At 43.1% G+C, this 22,441-nt stretch carries 18 protein-coding genes; 1 reads left to right on the forward strand and 17 read right to left on the reverse strand.

Annotated features, from left to right (window positions below; genetic code table 11):
* Positions 1-3: 3 nt before the first annotated feature.
* From phnE to ACDD58_RS09430, 14 genes are all read right to left on the reverse strand, one after another.
* On the reverse strand, positions 4-825 hold the full coding sequence (gene phnE, locus ACDD58_RS09365) for a phosphonate ABC transporter, permease protein PhnE (RefSeq protein WP_118209916.1): 822 nt from the start codon (positions 823-825) through the stop codon (positions 4-6).
* Positions 825-1,586, reverse strand: a complete 762-nt coding sequence (gene phnC, locus ACDD58_RS09370) for a phosphonate ABC transporter ATP-binding protein (RefSeq protein WP_006855404.1) — start codon at positions 1,584-1,586, stop codon at positions 825-827. The genes phnE and phnC overlap by 1 nt, the downstream gene beginning before the upstream one ends.
* 187 nt (positions 1,587-1,773) lie before the next feature.
* Positions 1,774-2,886, reverse strand: coding sequence for a phosphate/phosphite/phosphonate ABC transporter substrate-binding protein (locus ACDD58_RS09375; protein ID WP_370777140.1), 1,113 nt, complete (start codon positions 2,884-2,886; stop codon positions 1,774-1,776).
* A gap of 92 nt (positions 2,887-2,978) precedes the next feature.
* A complete protein-coding gene (locus ACDD58_RS09380) occupies positions 2,979-3,953 on the reverse strand; it encodes a substrate-binding domain-containing protein (protein ID WP_173885353.1) in 975 nt (324 codons plus the stop codon).
* A 1,307-nt stretch (positions 3,954-5,260) separates the two neighbouring features.
* A complete protein-coding gene (gene surE, locus ACDD58_RS09385; RefSeq protein WP_370777143.1) occupies positions 5,261-5,974 on the reverse strand; it encodes a 5'/3'-nucleotidase SurE in 714 nt (237 codons plus the stop codon).
* A 24-nt stretch (positions 5,975-5,998) separates the two neighbouring features.
* Positions 5,999-6,877 (reverse strand): VanW family protein, encoded by an 879-nt coding sequence (locus ACDD58_RS09390; protein ID WP_117922447.1) that lies wholly within the window; start codon positions 6,875-6,877, stop codon positions 5,999-6,001.
* A gap of 140 nt (positions 6,878-7,017) precedes the next feature.
* A complete protein-coding gene (locus ACDD58_RS09395; protein WP_117922446.1) occupies positions 7,018-7,638 on the reverse strand; it encodes an AAA family ATPase in 621 nt (206 codons plus the stop codon).
* 45 nt (positions 7,639-7,683) lie between these two features.
* Positions 7,684-9,039, reverse strand: a complete 1,356-nt coding sequence (locus ACDD58_RS09400) for a Na+/H+ antiporter NhaC family protein (protein WP_243006937.1) — start codon at positions 9,037-9,039, stop codon at positions 7,684-7,686.
* Between the two features lie 249 nt (positions 9,040-9,288).
* Positions 9,289-10,455 (reverse strand): PucR family transcriptional regulator, encoded by a 1,167-nt coding sequence (locus ACDD58_RS09405; protein ID WP_117922444.1) that lies wholly within the window; start codon positions 10,453-10,455, stop codon positions 9,289-9,291.
* 20 nt (positions 10,456-10,475) lie between these two features.
* On the reverse strand, positions 10,476-11,720 hold the full coding sequence (gene codA, locus ACDD58_RS09410; RefSeq protein ID WP_117922443.1) for a cytosine deaminase: 1,245 nt from the start codon (positions 11,718-11,720) through the stop codon (positions 10,476-10,478).
* Between the two features lie 311 nt (positions 11,721-12,031).
* Positions 12,032-13,306 carry an amidohydrolase gene (locus ACDD58_RS09415; RefSeq protein ID WP_117922442.1) on the reverse strand — a complete coding sequence of 425 codons (1,275 nt, stop codon included), beginning with the start codon at positions 13,304-13,306 and terminating at the stop codon, positions 12,032-12,034.
* A gap of 2,108 nt (positions 13,307-15,414) precedes the next feature.
* The gene (ptsP, locus tag ACDD58_RS09420; protein WP_370777147.1) at positions 15,415-17,040 is read right to left on the reverse strand and encodes a phosphoenolpyruvate--protein phosphotransferase; all 1,626 of its coding nucleotides are present in this window, start codon (positions 17,038-17,040) and stop codon (positions 15,415-15,417) included.
* Positions 17,041-17,087: 47 nt separating this feature from the next.
* A complete protein-coding gene (locus tag ACDD58_RS09425; protein WP_370777149.1) occupies positions 17,088-17,345 on the reverse strand; it encodes an HPr family phosphocarrier protein in 258 nt (85 codons plus the stop codon).
* A gap of 71 nt (positions 17,346-17,416) precedes the next feature.
* Positions 17,417-19,354, reverse strand: coding sequence for a fructose-specific PTS transporter subunit EIIC (locus ACDD58_RS09430; protein ID WP_370777151.1), 1,938 nt, complete (start codon positions 19,352-19,354; stop codon positions 17,417-17,419).
* Between ACDD58_RS09430 and ACDD58_RS09435 the strand changes: the two genes are divergently transcribed.
* The gene (locus ACDD58_RS09435) at positions 19,353-19,679 is read left to right on the forward strand and encodes a hypothetical protein (protein ID WP_370777153.1); all 327 of its coding nucleotides are present in this window, start codon (positions 19,353-19,355) and stop codon (positions 19,677-19,679) included. The genes ACDD58_RS09430 and ACDD58_RS09435 overlap by 2 nt on opposite strands.
* 48 nt (positions 19,680-19,727) lie before the next feature.
* Here the strand turns inward: ACDD58_RS09435 and pfkB are convergent, their stop codons facing one another.
* The 3 genes from pfkB to ACDD58_RS09450 form a co-directional block, all read right to left on the reverse strand.
* Positions 19,728-20,645 (reverse strand): 1-phosphofructokinase, encoded by a 918-nt coding sequence (pfkB, locus tag ACDD58_RS09440; RefSeq protein WP_370777155.1) that lies wholly within the window; start codon positions 20,643-20,645, stop codon positions 19,728-19,730.
* A gap of 57 nt (positions 20,646-20,702) precedes the next feature.
* Positions 20,703-21,446 carry a DeoR/GlpR family DNA-binding transcription regulator gene (locus ACDD58_RS09445; protein WP_117922437.1) on the reverse strand — a complete coding sequence of 248 codons (744 nt, stop codon included), beginning with the start codon at positions 21,444-21,446 and terminating at the stop codon, positions 20,703-20,705.
* A 280-nt stretch (positions 21,447-21,726) separates the two neighbouring features.
* On the reverse strand, positions 21,727-22,341 hold the full coding sequence (locus tag ACDD58_RS09450) for a histidine phosphatase family protein (protein ID WP_118412136.1): 615 nt from the start codon (positions 22,339-22,341) through the stop codon (positions 21,727-21,729).
* Between the last annotated feature and the right edge of the window lie 100 nt (positions 22,342-22,441).

The raw sequence follows: 22,441 nt of genomic DNA on the forward strand, positions 1-22,441 counted from the left end.
CTCCTACGTTAATTTCTTTCTGATATAATGGCTGATTGCTTCAATAATAAGAACTGTACCAAACAGAACGATCAGAATCATTCCTACACTGTCATACTCACGCCAGCCGATCTTTTCATTTAAGATCAGACCGAGTCCGCCTGCTCCAACATATCCCAGGATTGCTGCGTAACGCACATTTCCCTCAAAACAGAATAAACATACAGACATGTATGCCGGCAGTACCTGCGGCATGATCGCAGAAATAAAGGAGTACGCCTTTCCTGCACCCATGGCTTCCATCGCCTCATATGCCCCCATATCGACCGTCTCGATCATCTCGTATAACTGTTTTCCAACATAAGCAAAGGTAAATACTGCGATTGCAAAGGTACCTGCCATCGTACCAAGTCCCCAGATATAAGTTGCGATCAGGGCAGCAACCAGCGTCGGGATCGTACGCACGATACTTAAAAATACACGGACCACACCAATCACAACTTTATTTTTGATCAGGTTGCTGGACGCTAAAATCGCAAAAGGAATTGCAAGCACACCACCCACAAAAGAGCCGAGCAGTGACATTTTGATCGTATCAAAAAGTGGTCCCCAGATGCTTGAAATATAACCAACCTTCGGTGGAAACATCTGTCCTAAAATATCAAAGAAATACCGGATTCTCGTCACAAGCGTTGTCATGGAAAAACCAGTAACCTTTACGGAGATCCATGTTGCGATCAGAACCAGAAGAATGATAAGCGGTGCACGGGAGCATTTTTCTTCCACAACTTTGCCGTTTGCAAGCACAAGTTTCTTCGGTTTAAATATTTTATCGTATAATCCCATTACGCTTCCTCCGTTTTCTCCGGAATCTTTCCTTCGTAAATTGTGTTCAACACGTCCTGTGTCACATTTTCGGAAGGGCCGTCATAGACGATCTTTCCGGCGCGGATTCCAATGATGCGGTCTGCATATTCAAGTGCTAATTCCACATGATGAATATTGATAAGGATAGAAATATTCATATCCTGATTAATTTTTCTGAAATCACTCATAACCTGTTTTGCCGTTACCGGGTCAAGTGCTGCAACCGGCTCATCTGCTAAGATGATCTCCGGATTCTGCGCAAGTGTACGCGCTAAAGCAACACGCTGCTGCTGCCCACCGGAAAGCTGGTCTGCACGGATATATGCTTTATCCAGAATACCGACTTTATCCAGACTCTCAAGTGCCTGCATTTTGTCTTCCTTTTTAAACACACCAAGCAGAACTCTCCAGAAAGGCATCTCCGGCACTTTTGCCATCAATACGTTACGGATTACTGTTGTTCGTGTGACAAGATTAAATGACTGGAAGATCATTCCAATCTTTCTGCGGAAAGTACGAAGCTCTTTTCCTTTTAAGTTCTTAACCTCTAATCCATCCACCGTCAGAGTTCCTGATGTGATGTCATGCATACGGTTGATCGTCCGCAGTAACGTGGACTTTCCTGCACCGGAAAGACCGATGATCGCTACAAATTCACCCTGTTCGATCTTTAAATTGACATTGTCCAGTCCCACTACCCCGTTCGGATATACCTTCGATACGTCCTTAAACTCGATCATAAATTTAAACCAAACCTTTCTTTCACCTGCTGTTTTTATGGTGTGTGTTTTTTATAGGTGTATACTCATTGAAAGGCTGCCGCAAAGCCGGTTTCCCGGCTCTGCAGCAGCCCTCCTGCTGCCCGTCATACTGCCTGTTATTATTTCGTTGTTACTGTCCACTCCCTGTCAAACGTTCCAGTAACGATTAGTTTGCTGCACTTAATTCCTGGATCAGTTTCTGTGCTTCTCTCTCTTTATCATAATCAGAAGACTGTGCCGGCTCATATCCGTTGTGGCTGTAGATAGAGATAACTGCCTTACCTTCCTCTGTGTTACCGATATTGATGAGTGCTGTCTGGATTGCTGATTTTAAGCCGTCATCCATGATCGGAGATGTCTTGCTGACACAAACTGTATCATTGTAGATCGGATCTGTTACACCGATAACATTTGTCTCTTCCCAGATAGATTTTGTACGACCAAATTCACTTGTCCAGCTTTCTTCATAGTCACGTCTTGCATCTGCATAAGTTACAAGTACGTCGATCTGTCCGGAAGCAAGTCTTGCAAATGCACTTGCGTAGGAATCAGACTGTACTGCAGAAGAAAGATCTGTAATACCTTTCTGGTATCTGTCCTGTAACCATAAAGCCGGGTAAATATAACCTGCCGGTGAGGAAGATGACATAACACTCCAGTTTGCACTGTTTAAATCATCCCATGTAAGTTCTTCGCCGGAGTTTACTTTATCAGCAAGTTCCTGTCCTTTATCAGAAGGACCTGCGATAAATAATGCACGGTAAGAAACTGCCTGTTTGTCCGATGCTTCCGTAGGCTGTCCGTCATTCCAGTCTGCTGGATTTTCAGAATCTTTATTTAAACCATCTCTGGTTGCTGTTAAAATAACATCTGCGCCGTCATCATAAAGTACATAGGTACCACCCGGAATAAATCCTACATCAGCGGTTCCTGCTGCAAGAGCCTCACCTACTGCCTCAAAAGTTGTACCAACAGTGATCTTAACCTCTCCGATATCATATCCTAAACCTGCTAACTCTGTCTGCATTAAATTTGCAAGCGGTTCTGTTGCAGTTACGATCTCATCCGGATCTCTGGATGGAACAAAGTATACGTTTAACGTATCAATCTTTACGTTGTCAGCAGAAGCTGCCACGTCAGAACCCTCTGTTGCAGCTACTGTATTATCTGTCGTATTATTGTCTGCTGCGCTGCTATCATTTGATGCGCTGTTTCCACATCCTGCAAATGTACCCATGCATAATGCTGCTGCAAGTAACATAGCAATTTTTTTCTTCATAATGAAATGTTCTCCTCTCTCTCCTGCATCCATTTCCATGCAGGCGTGCACACTTTTGTTGTTGATCTTTTCATGAATTGTCCAGCCAATGATCAGGCACTGTCTCCGAGTTCGAGCTTTGTTGGCAGATACACCTTCATCGTATCTTTTCTGCCATCTAAAATCCGCTCCAAAAGAAGTTTTATGGCAGTCGTCCATACAATATCAGGCAGCATGCGAAGACTTGTATACGTCGGATATTTCGTCGAAAGTGTCTCAATATCACGGTAAATCACCACCGCAATATCTTTTGGAATACGGTATTTTAATTCTTTGACCGCTTCTAATGCTCCCTCTGCGACCTCATCATTTCCCAGAATAAGAACTTCCGGCACTTCATCTGTCAGAAGCATTTCCTTCGTGAGCAAATATCCACTCTCATGACTGATCTCTCCGACCTTAAAATAGCCTTCCTGATAACAGCCTTTTTTCTGAAGGATCTGCTTTAATCCATTCAGACGACGTGCTCCGATACGCACCATATCATCTTCATATATACCGCCAATATAACCAATGCTGCGATACTCCTTCTCGTCCATCAGATAATGCACCATATCGCTTAATCCCTGCTCGTAATCCATGAGGATCTGATCAAACTCATAATCCTTTTTATCTGAATTAACAAACAGGATCTCCGTGCTTAGTGATCGTAAAAAATCAACTTCCACTTCCGAGAATAAACCAAATGCAATGATACCGTCCACCTGCTTTACCTCTCCGTAAACCAGACGTAAAAATACAATATCTGCTTTCTGTGCAAAACTTCCGGATAAATTATCCGCCGAAGTAATACTCACATCCGGCCTGTCTCTTCTTACGATATGCCAGTCCGCAACTCCGATGACGATCTGTCTGTCTCGTTTGGCATGACGCATCTTAGGCGGGACATATTTCAACTCATGAGCGATCTTAATTATTTGGTTTTTTACCTCAGGTGTCACTGATAATGTCTCATCCTGATTCAACACTCTCGACACCGTCGCAGCTGACACATGTGCCAGCTTAGCAATCTCTTTGATTGTTGCCATATAATCACGCCTTTCTTCTGCATTATATTTCACGATTTTACAGATTTCAATAGCTTTAGTAAAGTTTTACTAAAATTTTACCCAGTTTATACAAAAGAGAGAATATCTATCAGGTACGTTAATAAAAATTATTAATTCTGCTGATAAATATTCTCCCTTTTACTGGAATCTGAACCGGTTTTTCCCTTTTGCTGATGCTGTGTTAAAATCCTGGCTGCAATTTTTCGAGCTGCCCTACAAATGATGGTTTGTTTATGAAATAAATCGCCCGCCTAAATGGCGTTTCGCAGGTCTGTGAGTGGCATCTTGCGCAAAGCCGGAGTTAATTTTGGTTTCGTTGTCCGAAAATAAGAAAAGCTAGGTCTGCCTGATTTAGGTTATGGCGGAGTGACGTGACCGGCGTTCAACGAGCCATCCTTGGCTCGTGAAGCCTTGTTCTGCCATCCGTGGCAGAACATCACTGTGTAACTACACAGGCAGACCAAGTTTTTCTAATTTTCTCCCAAAGTCACAAAATTAGCTTCGGCTTTGCGCAAGATGCCAGCCTCCAGGTTATGAACACCATTGGGGCGGGCGGTTCATCTCAAAATTGGGGGCGTAGGTGTGGATTTTTGATATTCGCACGAATGGAAATATGCTTAAAATCTTAAGGTGCTGTATCATTGATATTCAGCCTGATGACTTCCCAGAATTTCCATCTGCTACATTGTATTACATGAAATTTTTCGTAAATTGCCAGACTAATAACGCAGAATATTTTTTCAAATGTGTATGGCAATAAACATAGGCATAATGGGATATATTGAGGTTTTCCAGTATTATCAAACCAATAATAATCTATTAAATATAGTTATTTGAAAATCTTTTTTTAATCAGATTCAGACACAAAACACTAAAAATTTACGCACCCCCAAGGTTGTAAAATGAGTTTCCCGGCTAAGGGTGGTTCACAACTTAGTGGCTGGCAAATCGCATCAAGCCGGGACTCGTTTTGTGACTTTGGGAGAAAATTAGGCAATCTTAGTCTGCCTGTTCGTAACACAGTGTTGTGCTGCCACGGACGGCAGCACAAGTCTTAATGCCCCCGGACGGGGCGTTTAAGACGCACACGTCACTCCGAGAAACATTAAATCAGGCTGACTTAGACTTGCCTTATTTTCGTACAACGGAACAAAACAGTCCCGGCTTGATGCAATTTGCCAATCGTAACCCCCCAGAACCACCCTACACAGGGAAACTCCTATCACCCACAAACCAGCATTTGGCGGGATGCTCGTATTTTAATGCCTGCAACAAACAGCATCTTTTTAAATCATCATGTTCTTAATCGTTCCAACTGATATGTAATTCGAAAGAACCGCTCCGGCATCTGTTCCATCCGCTGCTTCTGTTTCCGGGAGTCCTGCGGCAGAAAAGATAATGCCTCCATCCGGTCTGTCCATCCGCTTATAGTTATCCCTGTAATACTGGTTCTGATCCGGGATACGATTCCACAGGATTCCTTTGTATTCTGCTAATGTGCATCCCGGAAAATTTACATTCCAGATCTCATTTTCCGGCAGCTTTTTAGCAATCAGCTCTTTTGCGACCGATTCTAAATACGCATCTAAAACCTCGCACTCATCTTCCTCTGCAACCGAAAATGCAATCGCAGGGACTCCGCCGCAGAGAGCCTCCATTGCTGCCCCGATCGTACCTGAATATAAAATATCACGTCCAACATTATAACCTGCATTGATGCCGGAAAATACAACATCCGGTTTTTCTTCCATCAGACAGCCCAGTGCCACTTTCACACAGTCTGCCGGTGTTCCGCCCACACTATATGCCGTTACTCCCACAACCGGAAAATCATATGGTTTTACTTCTAAATCTCCACGCACAGTGATCCGCTGTGACATTGCGCTGCACTGCGCATCCGGCGCAACCACCCACACTTCACCAAGTCCCGCAGCCATCTTTGCAAGACGATGGATACCCGGTGCTTTAATTCCATCATCATTTACTACTAAAATACGCATATGTTTTCTTATGTATTCTCTTTCCTATTGTAATGTCAATGTCACTGTCACCACGCCGTTTGCAGCAGATGCCTGGATCAGAAGCGGCTGTGAAAACGTATTGGTAAACTTAAGGTCTTTGCTCGTTCCTGCTATCGCAGCATCATATCCCTCCGGAAGATATGTAACCGGCAGGGAATGTGGATACCGCTGTGTTGCCGGAAGTCCTGCATACCGCATTGCAGCATAAAGTGTCGATGATACCTGGCACACACCTCCGCCGATTCCGGTACCAACCGTACCACTGATATAGATCGGTGCTACAACATATCCATTTGCCGCAGTACGCGGTAAAATCGTGGAACTGAATGAAAATGACTGTCCCGGCTGTACCACAACACCATTGATGCGGGCTGCTGCCAGTTCTACGTTGACAGCTCTCGGAACAGTTGCATCATATTCCGTCGTACAGGTACCGATCACGTTTCCCTGTGTTACAACAGTTCCGGATGCAGCCGTATTTGATGTAACTGTACCGGCAGGTACATTTCCGCCTCCATCTCTGCCCTCTGCTTTTCCATAGGACACATAATGGCGACAGTATGCTGCCATATCATTATCAAATGCCTGCTGCAGATCTGTATACTTTGCACGATATGCCTGTGGATTAAAATCTGCAGAACAGCTTCTCCCTTCCTTTAATCCATAATTTACAAAATGATTAAAGAGTGCCGTTTTATTATTTCCAAATGCTGCCGCCACATCCGGATAGGCACTGCGGTAGTAATCAGCATCAAACACCGCCTGATAGGCACTGCGCTCTGCCTGTGTTGCAGCCTCGGCAAACACCGGACTTGTCAACAAAAGACCAGCACATGTGAGAAACGGCAATATTTTTTTCACCCAATATTTTCTTCGTGTCATAATAATCCTCCATTTCTTCGTATAAAAGATCTTCCATGATATGGATTTTTACACTTTCTCCCCATGACTTATTTTCACCTGGTACTATAGATATGGATTCATCATATCAGACATGACTATTTTATACAATAGATCGTTTTTTAATCTAACTCAAATTTCCTTTTTACAGCATCCACCAGATAATCGGCTGTGCCCTCTGTGCCAAGCATGCTGCTGTCGATCATGATCTCTTTAAAGCGCTGATCGTTCGGAAGAAATCCTGCATAATGCATATGATAATGATCTCTTGCCTCGTCCACCGCACGGATCATTTTGCGGGCATCCTCTTCATCCATATTCAGATCATTGACACAGTTCGCAACCCGCGCCTCATAAGGTGCATATATATAGATCCGGAGCAGATTCGGTTCATCTGCAAGGATAAAATCCGAACAGCGCCCGACAATGATACAGGATTCCCGTTCTGCAAGAAATTTGATGATATTCTGCTGTGCATCAAATAATTTATTCTGAAGGTCATCCGTCTGCGTTCCAAGCGGATACATCATACGCCGGAAACTGTTAGTTTTTACTTTTTTCTTTGCGCTCTCCTCGATCTCATCAATTTTTGATACCGGAAGATTCAGCTTTTTTGCAGCCTCCTCCACGATATCGCGGTCGTAAAATTCGATCCCAAGTTTCTCACTCATCCGCATTGCGATCGGACGTCCAAGGCTTCCAAACTGTCTGGCTATCGTAACAATATATTTTTTCTTTTCCATGATAATACCTCCATTCCTGCGTGTAAAAAGCTATCGAGCTTATTTTCACATTACCAATCCTAAAATCAAAAATCCGATCACAGATACTGCTGCACCGATCAAAACATATGGAAGCTGTGAACCTGCATGCTCAAGGTTGTCAATTCCTGCACCGTTCGAAGCAAGAACCGTGGTGTCACAGTAAAAACATGCGTGGTTTCCAAATGCACATCCGGAGAGGATTGCTGCCATTACAAGCACGATATTTGCTCCAACACTTGCACCAAGCGGAAGTAAAACAGGTGCAACCAGTGTACATACGCCCCATGCATTTGCGATCATAAATGCAAGCAGTCCTACAATGATAAATGCGATCATCGGGAATACTGCGCCCGACATAATCGGTTTGCACAAATCTACAAAAAACTCTGTCATTTCCATTTCACTTGCGATCTTCTGGAAAGTCAGTGCTGAAATTAAAAGAATAATGATCGGAAGCATATCCGCAAATCCTTTAACAAAGGTATCCCAGAATTCGGAAAATGTCATGATCTTTGCTCCTATATATAATACCATACAGACAAGAATTGCAATGATCGCTGCTACCACAAGATCACCGGTTGCAACTGCAATGCCGACTAACACTGCAAGTGGAATTACAAAGAACCATACGCTTCTTCCTTCTTCTTCGCCATACTCAGAACCAATGTTGTATTTTCTGCTGATATCACTGTATGTTTTCCCGGTTGCTGCAACACGGTCATATGCTTTTTTCATTCCACCCAGTTTCGGGAACCAGCCCATACAGAAAAGGAATACGATAATAAGTGCAACGATCGGGTATACACAATACGGAACCGCCATCAGGTAAGTTTTCATCAGACTGCCGCCTGCAAGACTCTTAACACAGTCCTGCTGAAGGAAAATCGCTCCAAAATAAGCTGCCCAGGAAGAAAACGGAATCAGTACACAGACCGGAGCACCTGTGCTGTCTAAAAGGTATGCAAGTGCTTCTCTCGGCACTTTCTTCTTATCATAAGAACCTTTCATTGCAGTTCCGATCGATAAAACATTTAAATAATCATCCACAAAGATCAAAATTCCTAAAAGAAATGTGGTAAATAACGTCTTTCTTTCCGTACTACAGATTTTTGTGACAATCTTTGTAAAACCAAAACTTCCTTTTGATGCTGTAAGCAGTGCTACAAGACTGCCAAACAATCCACATATCAGAATAACATATGCTTCATCACTCATTACCCCTTCCAGTGTGGATACCCACTCTGTGAGGAAGTTTTGTTTCCATAAGACAAGTGCACCAACCATAGAACCGGCAATCAGGAATGCCTCACATTTTTTTGTCGTGATCGCACCAACCACAATGACAAGTACAATTAACGTAGCAATCAATCCATAGCTCATAACCAATCATCCTTTCCTCTGGCTTACAGATAAAAAAGGACCGGAAGTATTCCTTCCGGCCCCTTTGCCATTTTTTGTATGTAATAAAGTCCTTTATCGTTATACCCATCTTAAAGGGTTTTCCCTTTTGAATCAAGAATGAGCTTTATTTTCGTCTGTGACAGACAAATATTTTTGTACAGTTTTGTTTCCAAAAGACAAATCACTGCTGTTTGCACTATAATTTCGAGTTCTGACAGCAGATCCAGTTTATTCAATATAATAATAGATCATCAGCGCATTATAAAGCTCCTGGCTTTCAAACCGGTTATCAAAATCTCTTCCGGTGATCTGCTCGATCCGCTGAAGTCTGTATTTTACCGTATTTTTATGTGAGAAAAGCCTGTCTGCTGTTCTCTGCAGATTACAGTCACTGCCAAAATACGCCCACATTGTCCCGATGAGCTGCGTATGGTTCTTTTTATCGTATGCTAAAATTTCCCCTAAGACCTCATCCACAAACCGCCTCATCGGCTCTGTATTTTCATAGGACATCAGCAGACGGTAAAATCCCATCTGGTCATAAAACACTACTTCATTTACTCTGTGGATATGCTCTAAAATAGCATTTGTCCTCGACGTCTCATGAAAACTCTTCTGAAGTTTTGAAAGACTGCTGCACTTTTCTCCAATGTTTAACGTATAACAGATTCCCTCATGTTCACTTTGCAAAAAAGCGGTAAATTCATCAAATATCTCTGTGATGATCTGCCTGCATCCACTGCAGTCCTTCATAAACCCTATCATGCGGTCGCCATAACAGGAAATGATCGCCGGGTATTCTTTCTTTGCAAAGAGTCCTTTTAACACTTCTGCATAAGAACGTACCTCATCATTGGAAAGATCCTCCGGATGAAGCACAAATACCTGTTCCATCACGGATATGTCCTGTCCCATCTGCTGGCACTTGTGTTCGATATTATGTACATTAATGCTGTTTCCAAAAATAATCTCTGCAAGCAGACTGTCCTGAATATCTTTCCTGTCATCTAAATAAGCAATCGCATGACCAAGCTCCTCAAAGAAATCCAAAAGCGGCACATCCCATGGCATGGTAAAAAGCGGAAAATCATTCTTTTCCGCTAAATCTATTACCTTTTCATCGATCTGCGTCACGTAATTCTCTCCTACAAGAAGCAGTGCACAGGACATCTTAAGTTCGATTGCTTTTTCAATCGTCCGATACAGATCAAAGTTTTTTCGCTGGGTTACCGGTCCACTGATGATCAAAAGTTCCTGACCATGAACCCATTTTTCAAAATTAATATTCTCTGCCTTATAGGACCAGCGAATTCCCCGCTCCATCCCGCCGGTTCCGGCAACCACTTTCGCCTGCGACATTGTCGTAAGCGAAAGCAGATCCTTGCATTGAAACATTCCCCTGTCACATCCTTTTACTATTTCAGTAAATCAATCGCTCCTGTGACCTGTGCAGGTGTCTTTTGAAACAGAAATTCTCCATTTCTTACAGAAGCAGTGATTCCTGCTCTTTCACAGATCGCCTCAAATTCTGACTTTGCATCCAGCACGATAAAGTTTGCCGGTTTGCCTTCTTCTATTCCGTAATGATCCATAATATTCATTGTAATAGCGCCATTTCTCGTCACAAGATCAAGATCATTCGTAATCTCCTCCGGTGACATCATCTGCGCAATATGGATACCATGATCTAATATCATCATCATATTACCGTTTCCAAGCGGATACCACGGATCAGACATGGAATCCTGCGCAAAGCAGACGTTGATTCCATTATCATTCAGTTCTTTCACACGCGTGATACCACGGCGCTTCGGATATGTATCCTGTCTGCCTTCCAGATAAATATTTTCTGTCGGGCAGGAAATAAAATTGATCCCGGATTTTTTGAACAGCTTCATCATGCGGAATGCATAACTGTTGTCAGCAGAACCAAAAGAACAGGTATGGCTTGCTGTTGTCCTTGTTCCGATTCCTTCCATCAGTGCAAGTGCATTCAAAAGCTCCAGAAAACGGCTCTGTGTATCATCTGTCTCATCACAGTGAACATCAATCAGCTTATCATATTTTGTTGCAAGCTCGATGACTTTATGAATGGATTTTTCACCAAACTCTCTTGCCAGTTCAAAATGTGGGATCGCACCGACACAGTCGGCTCCCATTTTAAGTCCTTCCTCCACCAGCTCATCGCCGCCTTTATAAGCATACATGCCTTCCTGTGGAAATGCAACTATCTGAAGATCTAAAATGTCTTTTACCTCTTCCCTTACTTCAAGAGCTGCCTTTAATCCGGTAAAAGTCGGATCTGTGACATCAATATGTGTACGGATTGCCTGCACACCATGAAGCATCTCTTTGCGGATTCCACTGTAAATGCGTGCTTTCATCTGCTCTACCGTCATATTTCCCTTTGATTCACTCCAGCGCTGGATGCCTTCAAACAATGTTCCCGAACCATTCTGCTCTCCCATATCTGCGGTAAACACATAATCCAAATGAAGATGCGGATCAACATATGGCGGAATCACAAGATTTCCACCCACATCGATCGTCTCACATTCCTGCGGTATTTCTTTTGCGATTTTTGTAATTTTACCGTCCTCTACAAGGATCGATACCAGCTCTTTTTCCCCTTTTAATCTCACATTTGTAAATTTTTTCATATTTGTATTCCTCGCTTCCATTTTATTTGCATTTCATACAGGCATTTACTCACAGTTCTTTTGTCCTGACCTGCTAACACCATGACATCATCTGTAACTTGTTGTTCTGGTTTGAAAAAAGGCGCTAAGGTATCTGCCTTAGCGCCTTTGCTAACTTGTTTGTTCTTCATGTACAAATATTATCATCCGTCTGAAATGTCGTCAATGAAATGAGAAATCTTCTGTTTCTTTTTATTCCCTGGTACGAATAAAACGCGGTTTATTTGTTCTTAAAGAACAAATTTCTCTCTTTCCTTTATGCTCTGCTGCCTTTATTCGTTTTCTCCTTTATACACCACATTCCCATCAATGATCGTATACAAAATATGAGTATCCACGGCAAATGGATTTTCTCTTGTCAGGACAAAATCCGCATCCTTTCCCTCCTCAATGCTTCCGACGCGGTCTTCGATTCCGATATGCTTTGCAGCATTGATCGTAATTGCTTTTAATGCATCAAACTCACTGAGTCCGTTAAACACCGCACGTCCTGCACAGAGTGCCAGATAACGTTCCTCGATCACCGGTGAATCCGTGATGATCGAAACCTGGCATCCTGCTTTTGCAAGTGCAGCCGGTGTATGGAATCCTTTATGGCGCAGTTCATATTTGGTGGCATGCCCAAAAGACGGCCCCACTGCAACCGGATATCCTTCTTTTGCAAGATCATCTGCGATCAGGGCACCATCCGTTGTGTGATCGAGCCTAAGATCCACATGAAATTCTTTTGCAATACGGATCGCCGTATAGATATCATCTGCGCGGTGCGCATGGGCTTTTAACGGCATCTCACCGCGGATAACAGGAAGAAGCGCCTCCATTTTTGCATCATATGCCGGCATCTTTGAAAAATCTACCTGCATATCCGCGTCCGTTTTCTGTGAATTATCCATCACTTGTTCCTGCGCCTGTTCCCATGTATGTTCCATCTGAAGTTCATTCCAGCCTTCCGGGCAGCCTGCCGCCTGTAACTGTCTGTCATATATTTTTGCCTTTGTCAGTGCTTCACGCAGCTTCGCGGCAACAGACATCCTCGAATAAACACCTTTTTCCTTATAACAGTTTTTAGGATTCTCACCAAAAGCGATCTTCATAGCGGTTTTCTCTTTGACCAGCATGTCATCCACACGTTTTCCGTAAGTCTTGATAGCGCAGAATGTTCCGCCAATTACATTCGAACTGCCCGGTCCGGTACAGACACAGGTCACACCGCCTTCGCGTGCCATCTGGAAAGTCTCATCCTGCGGGTTAACTGCATCTACCGCTGAAAGCTGCGGTGTCACAGGATCCCCTAATTCGTTGTAATCCTCCCCGGCAAATCCGGTCGCATATCCATCTAATCCCATGTGGCAGTGCGCATCCACAAACCCCGGATAAATATCGATTCCCATCGCATCGATCACTTCCGCATCATTGATGATTTTTCCTTCTAAAACCGGCGCGATCTTTTTTATTTTTCCATTCTCCACCAGAATATCTGCCACAAATGGCTCTTCCTCTATGGCATTGTGGATCGTTCCCTGTTTGATCAATAAGTAATTGCTCATGTGCGTGTCTCCTGTTCCTGTTTTTTATACCTGATTATTCTCTGTCTTACATAGTTAATCCCCAGATCATAATCATATTATACCATAATTACTGCATATGATCTGCCCGGCAAATGCTGGTTTGGGTGTGAGTTGAGTTCCTCTGTGTAGGGTGGTTCCGGGGGTTTTCGATTGGCAAATTGCATCAAGCCGGGACTGTTTTGTTCCATTGTCCGAAAATAAGGCAAGTCTAAGTCAGCCTGATTTAATGTTTCTCGGAGTGACGTGTGCGTCTTAAACGCCCCGTCCGGGGGCATTAAGACTTGTGCTGCCGTCCGTGGCAGCACAACACTGTGTTACGGACAGGCAGACTAAGATTGCCTAATTTTCTCCCAAAGTCACAAAACGAATCCCGGCTTGATGCGATTTGCCAGCCACAAGGTTGTGAACCACCCTTCGCTGGGGAACTCATTTTACACCCTTGGAAGTGCGTAAATTTTTAGTGTTTTGTGTCTGAATCTGATAAAAAAATATTTCCAAATAACTATGTTTAATAAATTATTATTGGTTTGATAATACTGGAAAAACCTCGATATATACCACTATGCCCATATTTATTGCCATACACATTTGAAAAAATATTCTGCGTTATTAGTCTGGCAATTTACGAAAAATTTCATGTAATACAATGTAGCAGATGGAAATTCTGGGAAGTCATTAGGCTGAATATTAATGATACAGCACATTAGGATTTTAAGCATATTTCCATTCGTGCGAATATCAAAAATCCACACCTACGCCCCCCATTTTGAGATGAACCGCCCACCCAAATGGTGTTCACAACCTGGAGGCTGGTATCTTACGCAAAGCCGGAGCTAATTTTGTGACCTTGGGAGAAAATTAGAAAATCTTGGTCTGCCTGTCGATCAACAGTGATGTTCTGCCACGGATGGCAGAACAAGGCAGCATCGAGTCATGGATGACTCGTTGTTGCCGGTCACGTCACTCTGAGAAAACCTAAATCAGGCATACCTAGACTTTTCTTATTTTCGTACAACGGAACCAAAATTACTCCGGCTTTGCGCAAGATGCCACTCACAAACCTACGAAACACCATTTAGGTGGGCGACGCATGCCTCAACAAACCATCATTTATTCAGCAACTCCCCGAATAATTTATTCATTAACATACACTTCTTCCCCAAACATTATAATTGCATTTTTGACATTTCATGTTATACTACATCTATCGCAATTCGATCTGATTTCCATTCAGTCATTTTTCTGAACACGCTTCTTATTACTTCCGGCACTTCGCCTGCTATTTCAGAAAACTATTGTGAAAATCACTTAATTTTTTATAATCAAAGGAGAAAACTATGGGGAAAACAAAAGAAAACGCAGCCACACCAGACACGTTTTTGTGCAGAAAAATACCGGGATGCCTTATTCCGCAGGATCGTCAATGAACGTTCCGTTTTGCTTGAACTGTACAACGCACTGAACCAGACCAGTTATGACGATGCAGACGAACTGATTTTTTTCACAATCGATGATGTGATTTATTTCGGCAAACAATACGAAAGCTATATTAAACAGAATAACCTGAACATTTATGGAAAAAAGCTGCTCAAACTGCCATTTCCGCAGTTTGTTATTTTTTATAATGGCATCGAGCCACTTGAAAATGGGAAAGATTACATGGAACTGCATCTTTCCGATGCATTTGATTATGAATCTAAAGCAGTAAACGGTCGTCCCTGCTTAGAATACACGGCTCGCATTTACAACATCAATTATGGCCATAATCAGGAACTGATAACACGATGCCGCACATTAGAAGAATATTCTATTCTGATCAGCCGGATTTCTTCAAAAGTCAGGAGTGGTGCATCCTTAGAACAGGCTGCAGATACCGCTGTTTTAGAATGTATCAAAGATGGCATCCTAAAAGATTTTCTCACCAAACACAGATCGGAGGTCGTTGGAATGTTATTAGAAGGATTTGATATGGATGAATATATTAAAATGGAACGCCGGGACAGCTATGCGGATGGTCATGAAGATGGATTAGCGACGGGCATAGCAGCAGAACCTTTACTGCATATGCCCATTTCCCTGATGCATTTTTATTTCTCTGACAGATCTGTATTTCGTATCTTATCCCTGATCCGAAGTATCATAGACGGCGATACGGAAAGTTCGTCAAATCCCATCCGAAGGAATGTCTCTGTGAGTGTTTCATCTGCACCAAGTTCTCCGCAGATACCGACCCAGCATCCTTCCTTATGTCCATTGTCCACAACCATCTTTAGCATCCGAAGAACCGCTTCATGGTGCGAATCATAGATGTTATCCAGCTTCGGGTTCTGCCTGTCGATCGCAAGTGTATATTGTGTCAGATCGTTTGTCCCGATCGAGAAGAAATCAACTTCCTTTGCCAAAAGATCACTGATCATGACTGCTGCCGGTGTTTCGATCATAATACCGAGTTCCACATCCTTATACGGAATGCCGTCGGCATCAAGTCCTGCTTTCACTTCCGCAATGATCTCTTTGATCTTTTTCACTTCATTTACAGAAATGATCATTGGAAACATAATTGCGATCGTTCCATAATAACTTGCACGGTATATCGCACGAAGCTGTGTCTTGAAAATTTCAGTGCGGTCAAGGCAGATCCGGATTGCACGGTAACCCATTGCCGGGTTTTCTTCCTTCTCAAGTCCAAAATAATCAACCTGTTTATCTGCTCCGATATCAAGCGTACGGATGATCACTTTTTTGCCTGCCATATTTTCCGCAACTGTCTTATACGCTGCAAACTGCGCTTCCTCCGTCGGATAGTCCTCCGACTCTAAATAAAGGAACTCACTCCGGAACAACCCGATGCCGCCCGCATCATTGGAAAGCACATTTGCCACATCGGAAACACCTCCGATATTCGCATAAAGATTGATCTTTGTGCCATCCTTTGTGATATTTTCCTTCCCTTTTAATTCCTGAAGCAGACGTTTCTTCTGCTCATTTTCTTCTTTTAACTTCTGATATTTTGTTTTCGTATCCTCATCCGGTTCTATGAAAAACTTTGCATCAAATCCATCTACGATACCGTACTGTCCATCCACACCCTCTTCCGGGAAATCAACTCCGATTAGTGCCGGAATATTCATGGTGCGCGCTAAGATCGCAGTGTGGGAATTAGTGGAACCGTGCCGCGTTACAAAAGCAAGTACCTTTGATTTATCAAGCTGCACTGTCTCACTCGGCGCAAGATCATCTGCTAAAAGGATAAATGGTTCATCCCCGCTTAATCCTGCATCACCGTTTCCCTGTAAAATAGAAATCACACGGTTTGAAATATCTTTTACATCCGCAGCACGTTCTCTCATATAGTCGTCATCCATTGCTGCAAACATCTGCGCAAAATTATCTCCTGTGGAAGCAACGGCAAATTCTGCATTGACCTGCTGGGTTTCGATCATGTTTGTGATCGACTCTACATAATCAAGATCATCAAGCATCATCTGGTGCATTTCAAAAATTGCCGCATTGACTTCACCGACTTCCCTGACTGCTTTTTCATAAAAAACACCAAGCTGTCTTTTGGCTTCTTCTTTTGCATCCTCAAAACGCTTTTTCTCTGCTTCTATATCTGTTATCTTTGTTCGCTTTACTGCATTGTCTGTCTTATGATAAACCGACAGTCTGCCCATGGCAATTCCACCAAATACACTTTTTCCGTGCAGTTCCATGCCCGTTACCTCCATTTTAGATTTTTATTTCCGTTTTTATCAATTTTTTACAGGTTTGCTTTCAAAAACTCCTCGATTGCAGCACTTGCTGCCTCTTCATTTTCTCCATCGGTGCAGACCGTGATCTCCTCGCCGCATTTTACACCAAGTCCCATAACTCCAAAAATACGTTTTGCATCTACTGCTTTTCCATCTTTTGCAATGGTAATGCTGCATGGAAATGCGGCTGCTTCCTTTACAAGTGCCCCTGCCGGTCTTGCATGGATTCCCTCTTTGTCTGTGATCACGTATTTAAATTCTTTCATGATTTTCTCCTTTCCCAAACCGCATTTTCTTTTCGGGCGGTTCCATTTACCTGTGAATTTTATTCCGTTTCCTATCTTTTTGATACATCCTTCTTTAAAAGTCCAAGGATCACGCATCCTACAACAGAACCAACTGCCAGGGATACAAGATATAACAGTGGATGACCTACCGTTAAGAATACGAAGATTCCACCATGTGGTGCCATTAATGTACAGTTAAATGCCATGGATAATGCTCCTGCTACTGCCGAACCAATGATGCAGGACGGAAGCACACGCAATGGATCAGATGCTGCAAACGGGATCGCTCCCTCTGAGATAAAGGAAAGTCCCATGACAATATTTGTCGGTCCCGCCTTTCTCTCTTCCTCAGTAAATTTGTTTTTAAAGAACATAGTCGCAAGTGCGATTGCAAGTGGTGGAACCATACCGCCGACCATAACAGCCGCCATAATATTGTAATTTCCTGCTGCGATAGATGCTGTACCAAATACATAAGCTGCTTTATTTACAGGACCACCCATATCTACGGACATCATTCCGCCAAGCAATGCCCCAAGCAGGATCGCTTTTGCACCGTTCATGCTATTTAATCCATTATTGATCATGACATTCAATGCTCCGATCGGAGGCTCTACAATATAAGTCATGATTACTCCGATCAAAAAGATACCAATGACCGGATAAAGAAGCATTGGTTTGATACCCTCTAAACCTTCCGGAAGTTTTTCAAACAGTTTCTTTAACAGGCGTACCAGATAACCTGCAACAAAACCTGCAACAAGGGCGCCAAGGAAACCGGATGTTCCGTTTGCCGCGATCGCTCCGCCGACAAAACCGACTGCAAGACCAGGACGGTCCGCAATACTCATTGCGATAAATCCGGCTAAGATCGGAAGCATAAATCCAAATGCAACACCACCGATCGATTTAAACATTGCTGCTAAAGGTGTGATCGTACCAAAATTCGAACGCTCCTCAAACGGAAGACTGTTTAAGTCTACTGCAAAACCATCGATCAAAAATGCGATCGCGATCAGAATACCACCACCGATAACAAACGGTAACATATGTGAAACTCCGTTCATCAGGTGTTTATAAATCTGGTGTCCGATACTGTCAGATTCTTCCTCACTATCCGCTGCCTGGCCGCTTCCTTTTGCCTGATACAGTGGAACATTGCCATTTAACGCTCTGTCTAACAGTTCTTCTGCCTTACTGATTCCATCGGAAACCTTACACTGGATCACCGGTCTGCCTGCAAAGCGATCCATCGGAACCTGTGTATCTGCTGCAACGATGATACATGCAGCCTCTGCAATTTCAGCTTTCGTTAATACATTTTTTGCACCGCCGGAACCCCTTGTCTCAACCTTCACACGGCATCCAAGCTCTTTTGCTTTTTTCTCAATATTTTCTGCTGCCATATAAGTATGTGCGATTCCATTCGGACATCCGGTTACAGCAAGGATCAGTTTTCCATTATCTGTGGTTTTCTCCTCTGCTGCTTCTTTCGTATCTGCACTGTTCTTTTTTTCCTCTTCGGCGTCTTTCTCGGCTTCTGCCTGATCGATCACGCTTAAAAATTCCTCGACTGTCTTTGCATTACGAAGCCCATGCGTAAAATTCTCATCCATCAGAAGAACAGATAACTTGCTCAGTACATCCAGATGTACATTGTCTTCTGTATTAGGTGCTGCAATTAAGAAGATCAGGTCAACCTTTCCTCCATCTAACGCATCAAAATCCACCCCATCTTTGATAACCATGGCTGCAAGTCCCGGTCTGCTGACTGCATCCGACTTGCAGTGCGGAATGGCGATTCCCTCACCAATTCCTGTGGTTCCTTCTTCCTCTCTGGCGTATACGCCCTTGCGGTACTTCTCAACATCGTTGATCTTTCCGCTCTTAGCCATCAATGCTACCATTGCATCAAGCGCTTCGTTCTTTCCATTAACTTTGCCATTTAAATCAATACTCTCTACGGCAAGTAAATCCCTGATTTTCATGCTTAATCCTCCTTGTTTTGCGAAGCAAAATGCGACTGCCCTTGCAGGAGCAGAGGATTTTACTCCTTGTTTTGCGAAGCAAAATGCGACTGCCCTTGCAGGAGCAGAGGATTTTACTCCTTGTTTTGCGAAGCAAAATGCGACTGCCCTTGCAGGAGCAGAGGATTTTACTCCTTGTTTTGCGAAGCAAAATGCGACTGCCCTTGCAGGAGCAGAGGATTTTACTCCTTGTTTTGCGAAGCAAAATGCGACTGCCCTTGCAGGAGCAGAGGATTTTACTCCTTGTTTTGCGGAGCAAAATGTCTGCTATGCATGCTATGCCTAATAGCTTGCATAGCATGTGCCCTTGCAGGAGCAGAGGATTTTACTCCTCCTACTTAAATATACCTTTGTTTTTATCTAAAAGCGCCAAAACTTCCGGTTCTGTTGCCAGTTCTTCTGAAAATGCCGATGCGCTTCCGGTACATACCCCCATCTGAAAAGCTTCTTTATAGCTTCCAGTCTTCAAATAGCCTGTTACAAATCCGGCCACCATGGAATCCCCGGCGCCAACAGAATTGACAACTTTTCCTTTCGGTGCCTCCGCCTGAAAAACGCTTCCATCTTCAGCAACAAGCACTGCCCCGTCACCCGCCATGGAAACCAGCACATTTCTTGCACCTTTTTCCTGCATCTTCTTTGCATAAGTGATGACGTCTTTTTTATCTGTTATTTTTACACCGAAAATCTCGCCCAATTCATGATTATTCGGTTTGATCAAAAATGGATGATACTGTAATACATTTACGAGCAGATCTTTCGTCGCATCCACAACAATCTTTAAATCTTTATCTGCGAGATATTTCATAATGTCCATGTAAATGGTCTGCGGCATCACATCCGGAATGCTTCCCGCCATAATGAGAACATCTCCGTCGGAAAGACGATCCAGTTTTTCATAAAGTGTTTTGATATCTGCTTTTGATATCGCCGGTCCCTGTCCGTTGATCTCGCTCTCCTCATCAGAGCGCATCTTTACGTTAATTCTTGTCATTCCTTCTTTTACCGGAATAAAATCAGCATTGATTCCTTTTTCCCGGATCAGACGTTCTAACTCTGCTCCGGTAAATCCGGCATAAAAGCCAAGTGCTGTATTTTCCAGTCCAAGATTTTTTAACACCATGGATACATTGATACCTTTTCCACCCGGAAAGATTTTTTCCTCTGATGTCCGGTTGACCATTCCGCTGGTAAAATGCGGAACTGTCACAATGTAGTCCAATGATGGATTAAATGTGACGGTGTAAATCATTTTTCATATCTCCCTTCTGCATTTCCTGCACTCTGATTTTGCAGGCTTTCAATCTTTTTATATCTCAATCACGTTTTTACTTTTCCGGTAGGCCGGTTTTGTAAGTCCTGTCGTGATAATTTTTGCACTCTCAAACGGAGCAAATGTTACGCTTGATATCTGGTTGAATTTACTGTCATCTGCTAAAATATAACAATCTCTGCAGTTTTCCATGGAGCGTTTTTTTACGAGCGCTTCTTTTAACTCCGGTGTTGAAAATCCGCGCTGCATGCTGATTCCGTTTGCTCCCCAGAATCCTTTTGTAAAATTGTATTTTTCAACCGAAGAAACAGCCTCCTCTCCCACGATCGCCTCAGTTATCGCTTTAAACTCTCCACCGAGGATATATACCGTACATCCTTTCTGTGCAAGTTTTTTTGCATGTGTGATCGCATTGGTCACAAATACTGCCTGTTTGGTCGTGATGAAATCAATCATCAGGTCCGTCGTCGTACCTGCATCAATATAAACAAAATCTCCAGGTTCGATCAGCCCTGCCGCATATTTTGCGATCTTTTCTTTTGCACCTTTGTTCCGTTCTTTTCGCTGCATGACTTCGTCATCCTCGGTACTATATGAGGTATTTTTTAAAATTGCACCTCCGTGTACCTTGATGAGCTGACCATTTGCATCCAGTGTATTTAAATCTCTTCGTATTGTCGACTCTGATGCATCCAGTTCTGTCATGAGCTGCTGAACGGTTACGCTCCCCATACTTTCTAGTATGGATAAAATTCTTGAAAATCTTTCTTCTGTCAGCATATCTTTCCCTCCATTTTCATTCACAACCGTTCAATTTCGTTCATCTTTGATAGTTCTATTATATGTTCACATTCCGTCACAGTCAATCAAAATCAGTCAAAATCATTCACAAAAAAACATTTTAAAAATTGTGAAATATGCAAAAAAACTGCCGCAAGAATCAGTCCTGTTTCTTTACCAGGAAGCCGTTTCTTACGACAGTCTTTATATTTTTGATCTAATTTATACTAATCGCTGCTTTTTCACACTGCTTTCCGTTATTCACACGATCATGAACGCTTTACTCCCCCTTTTGAAAACGTTCGATCGCATCTTTCACATCATCCGCAAAAATTTCAACCACCTCTGCATTTTTCGTCTTATACCGTATGATACCCATTTCCTCAAATGTCTGTCCGGCAATATAACACCGCAATGCCATCAGTACGCCACTGTGCGTTACGATCAACACATCTTCCGTCTCCCGTTCTAAGATCATTCCGAGTGTATCAAGCGCACGCCTCAGCACTTCATTGTAACATTCTCCATGCGGTGTATGGACATAACGCCTGTTGGCATCCCAGTCCTGATACTCTTTCGCATTTTCCTGCGTAATGCTTTCCCAGCTTCTGCCTTCCCAGTCGCCCATATCCATTTCCCGCAGACCATCCGCCGCAATACACGGAATATCAAGCGCGATCGCCGCCTCCTGTGCCGTCTGTGCTGCACGAAGCTGTGGGGATGTATATGCCCGCACAACCTGAAGAGTCCCTTCCTTTTTCCGATCCAGAAGCATGTCCGCAAGCTCTTTTGCCTGCTGCTTTCCTGTCTCGTTCAACGGCACATCTGTCTTGCCCTGTATTTTCTTTTTTACATTCCAGTCCGTCTCTCCGTGACGTACAAAATATAAAATCATTGATTTCTCCTCTTTTGGGTGATGTTGTCATAAATCAAGTATAAACAATTCGTTTGGATTTGTCTATGTGAATCCATGGCAGCAACGAATCATGCTTGCA

It is taken from the genome of Roseburia sp. (assembly GCF_041325975.1).
GTDB classification, from domain to species: Bacteria; Bacillota; Clostridia; order Lachnospirales; family Lachnospiraceae; genus Roseburia; species Roseburia rectibacter.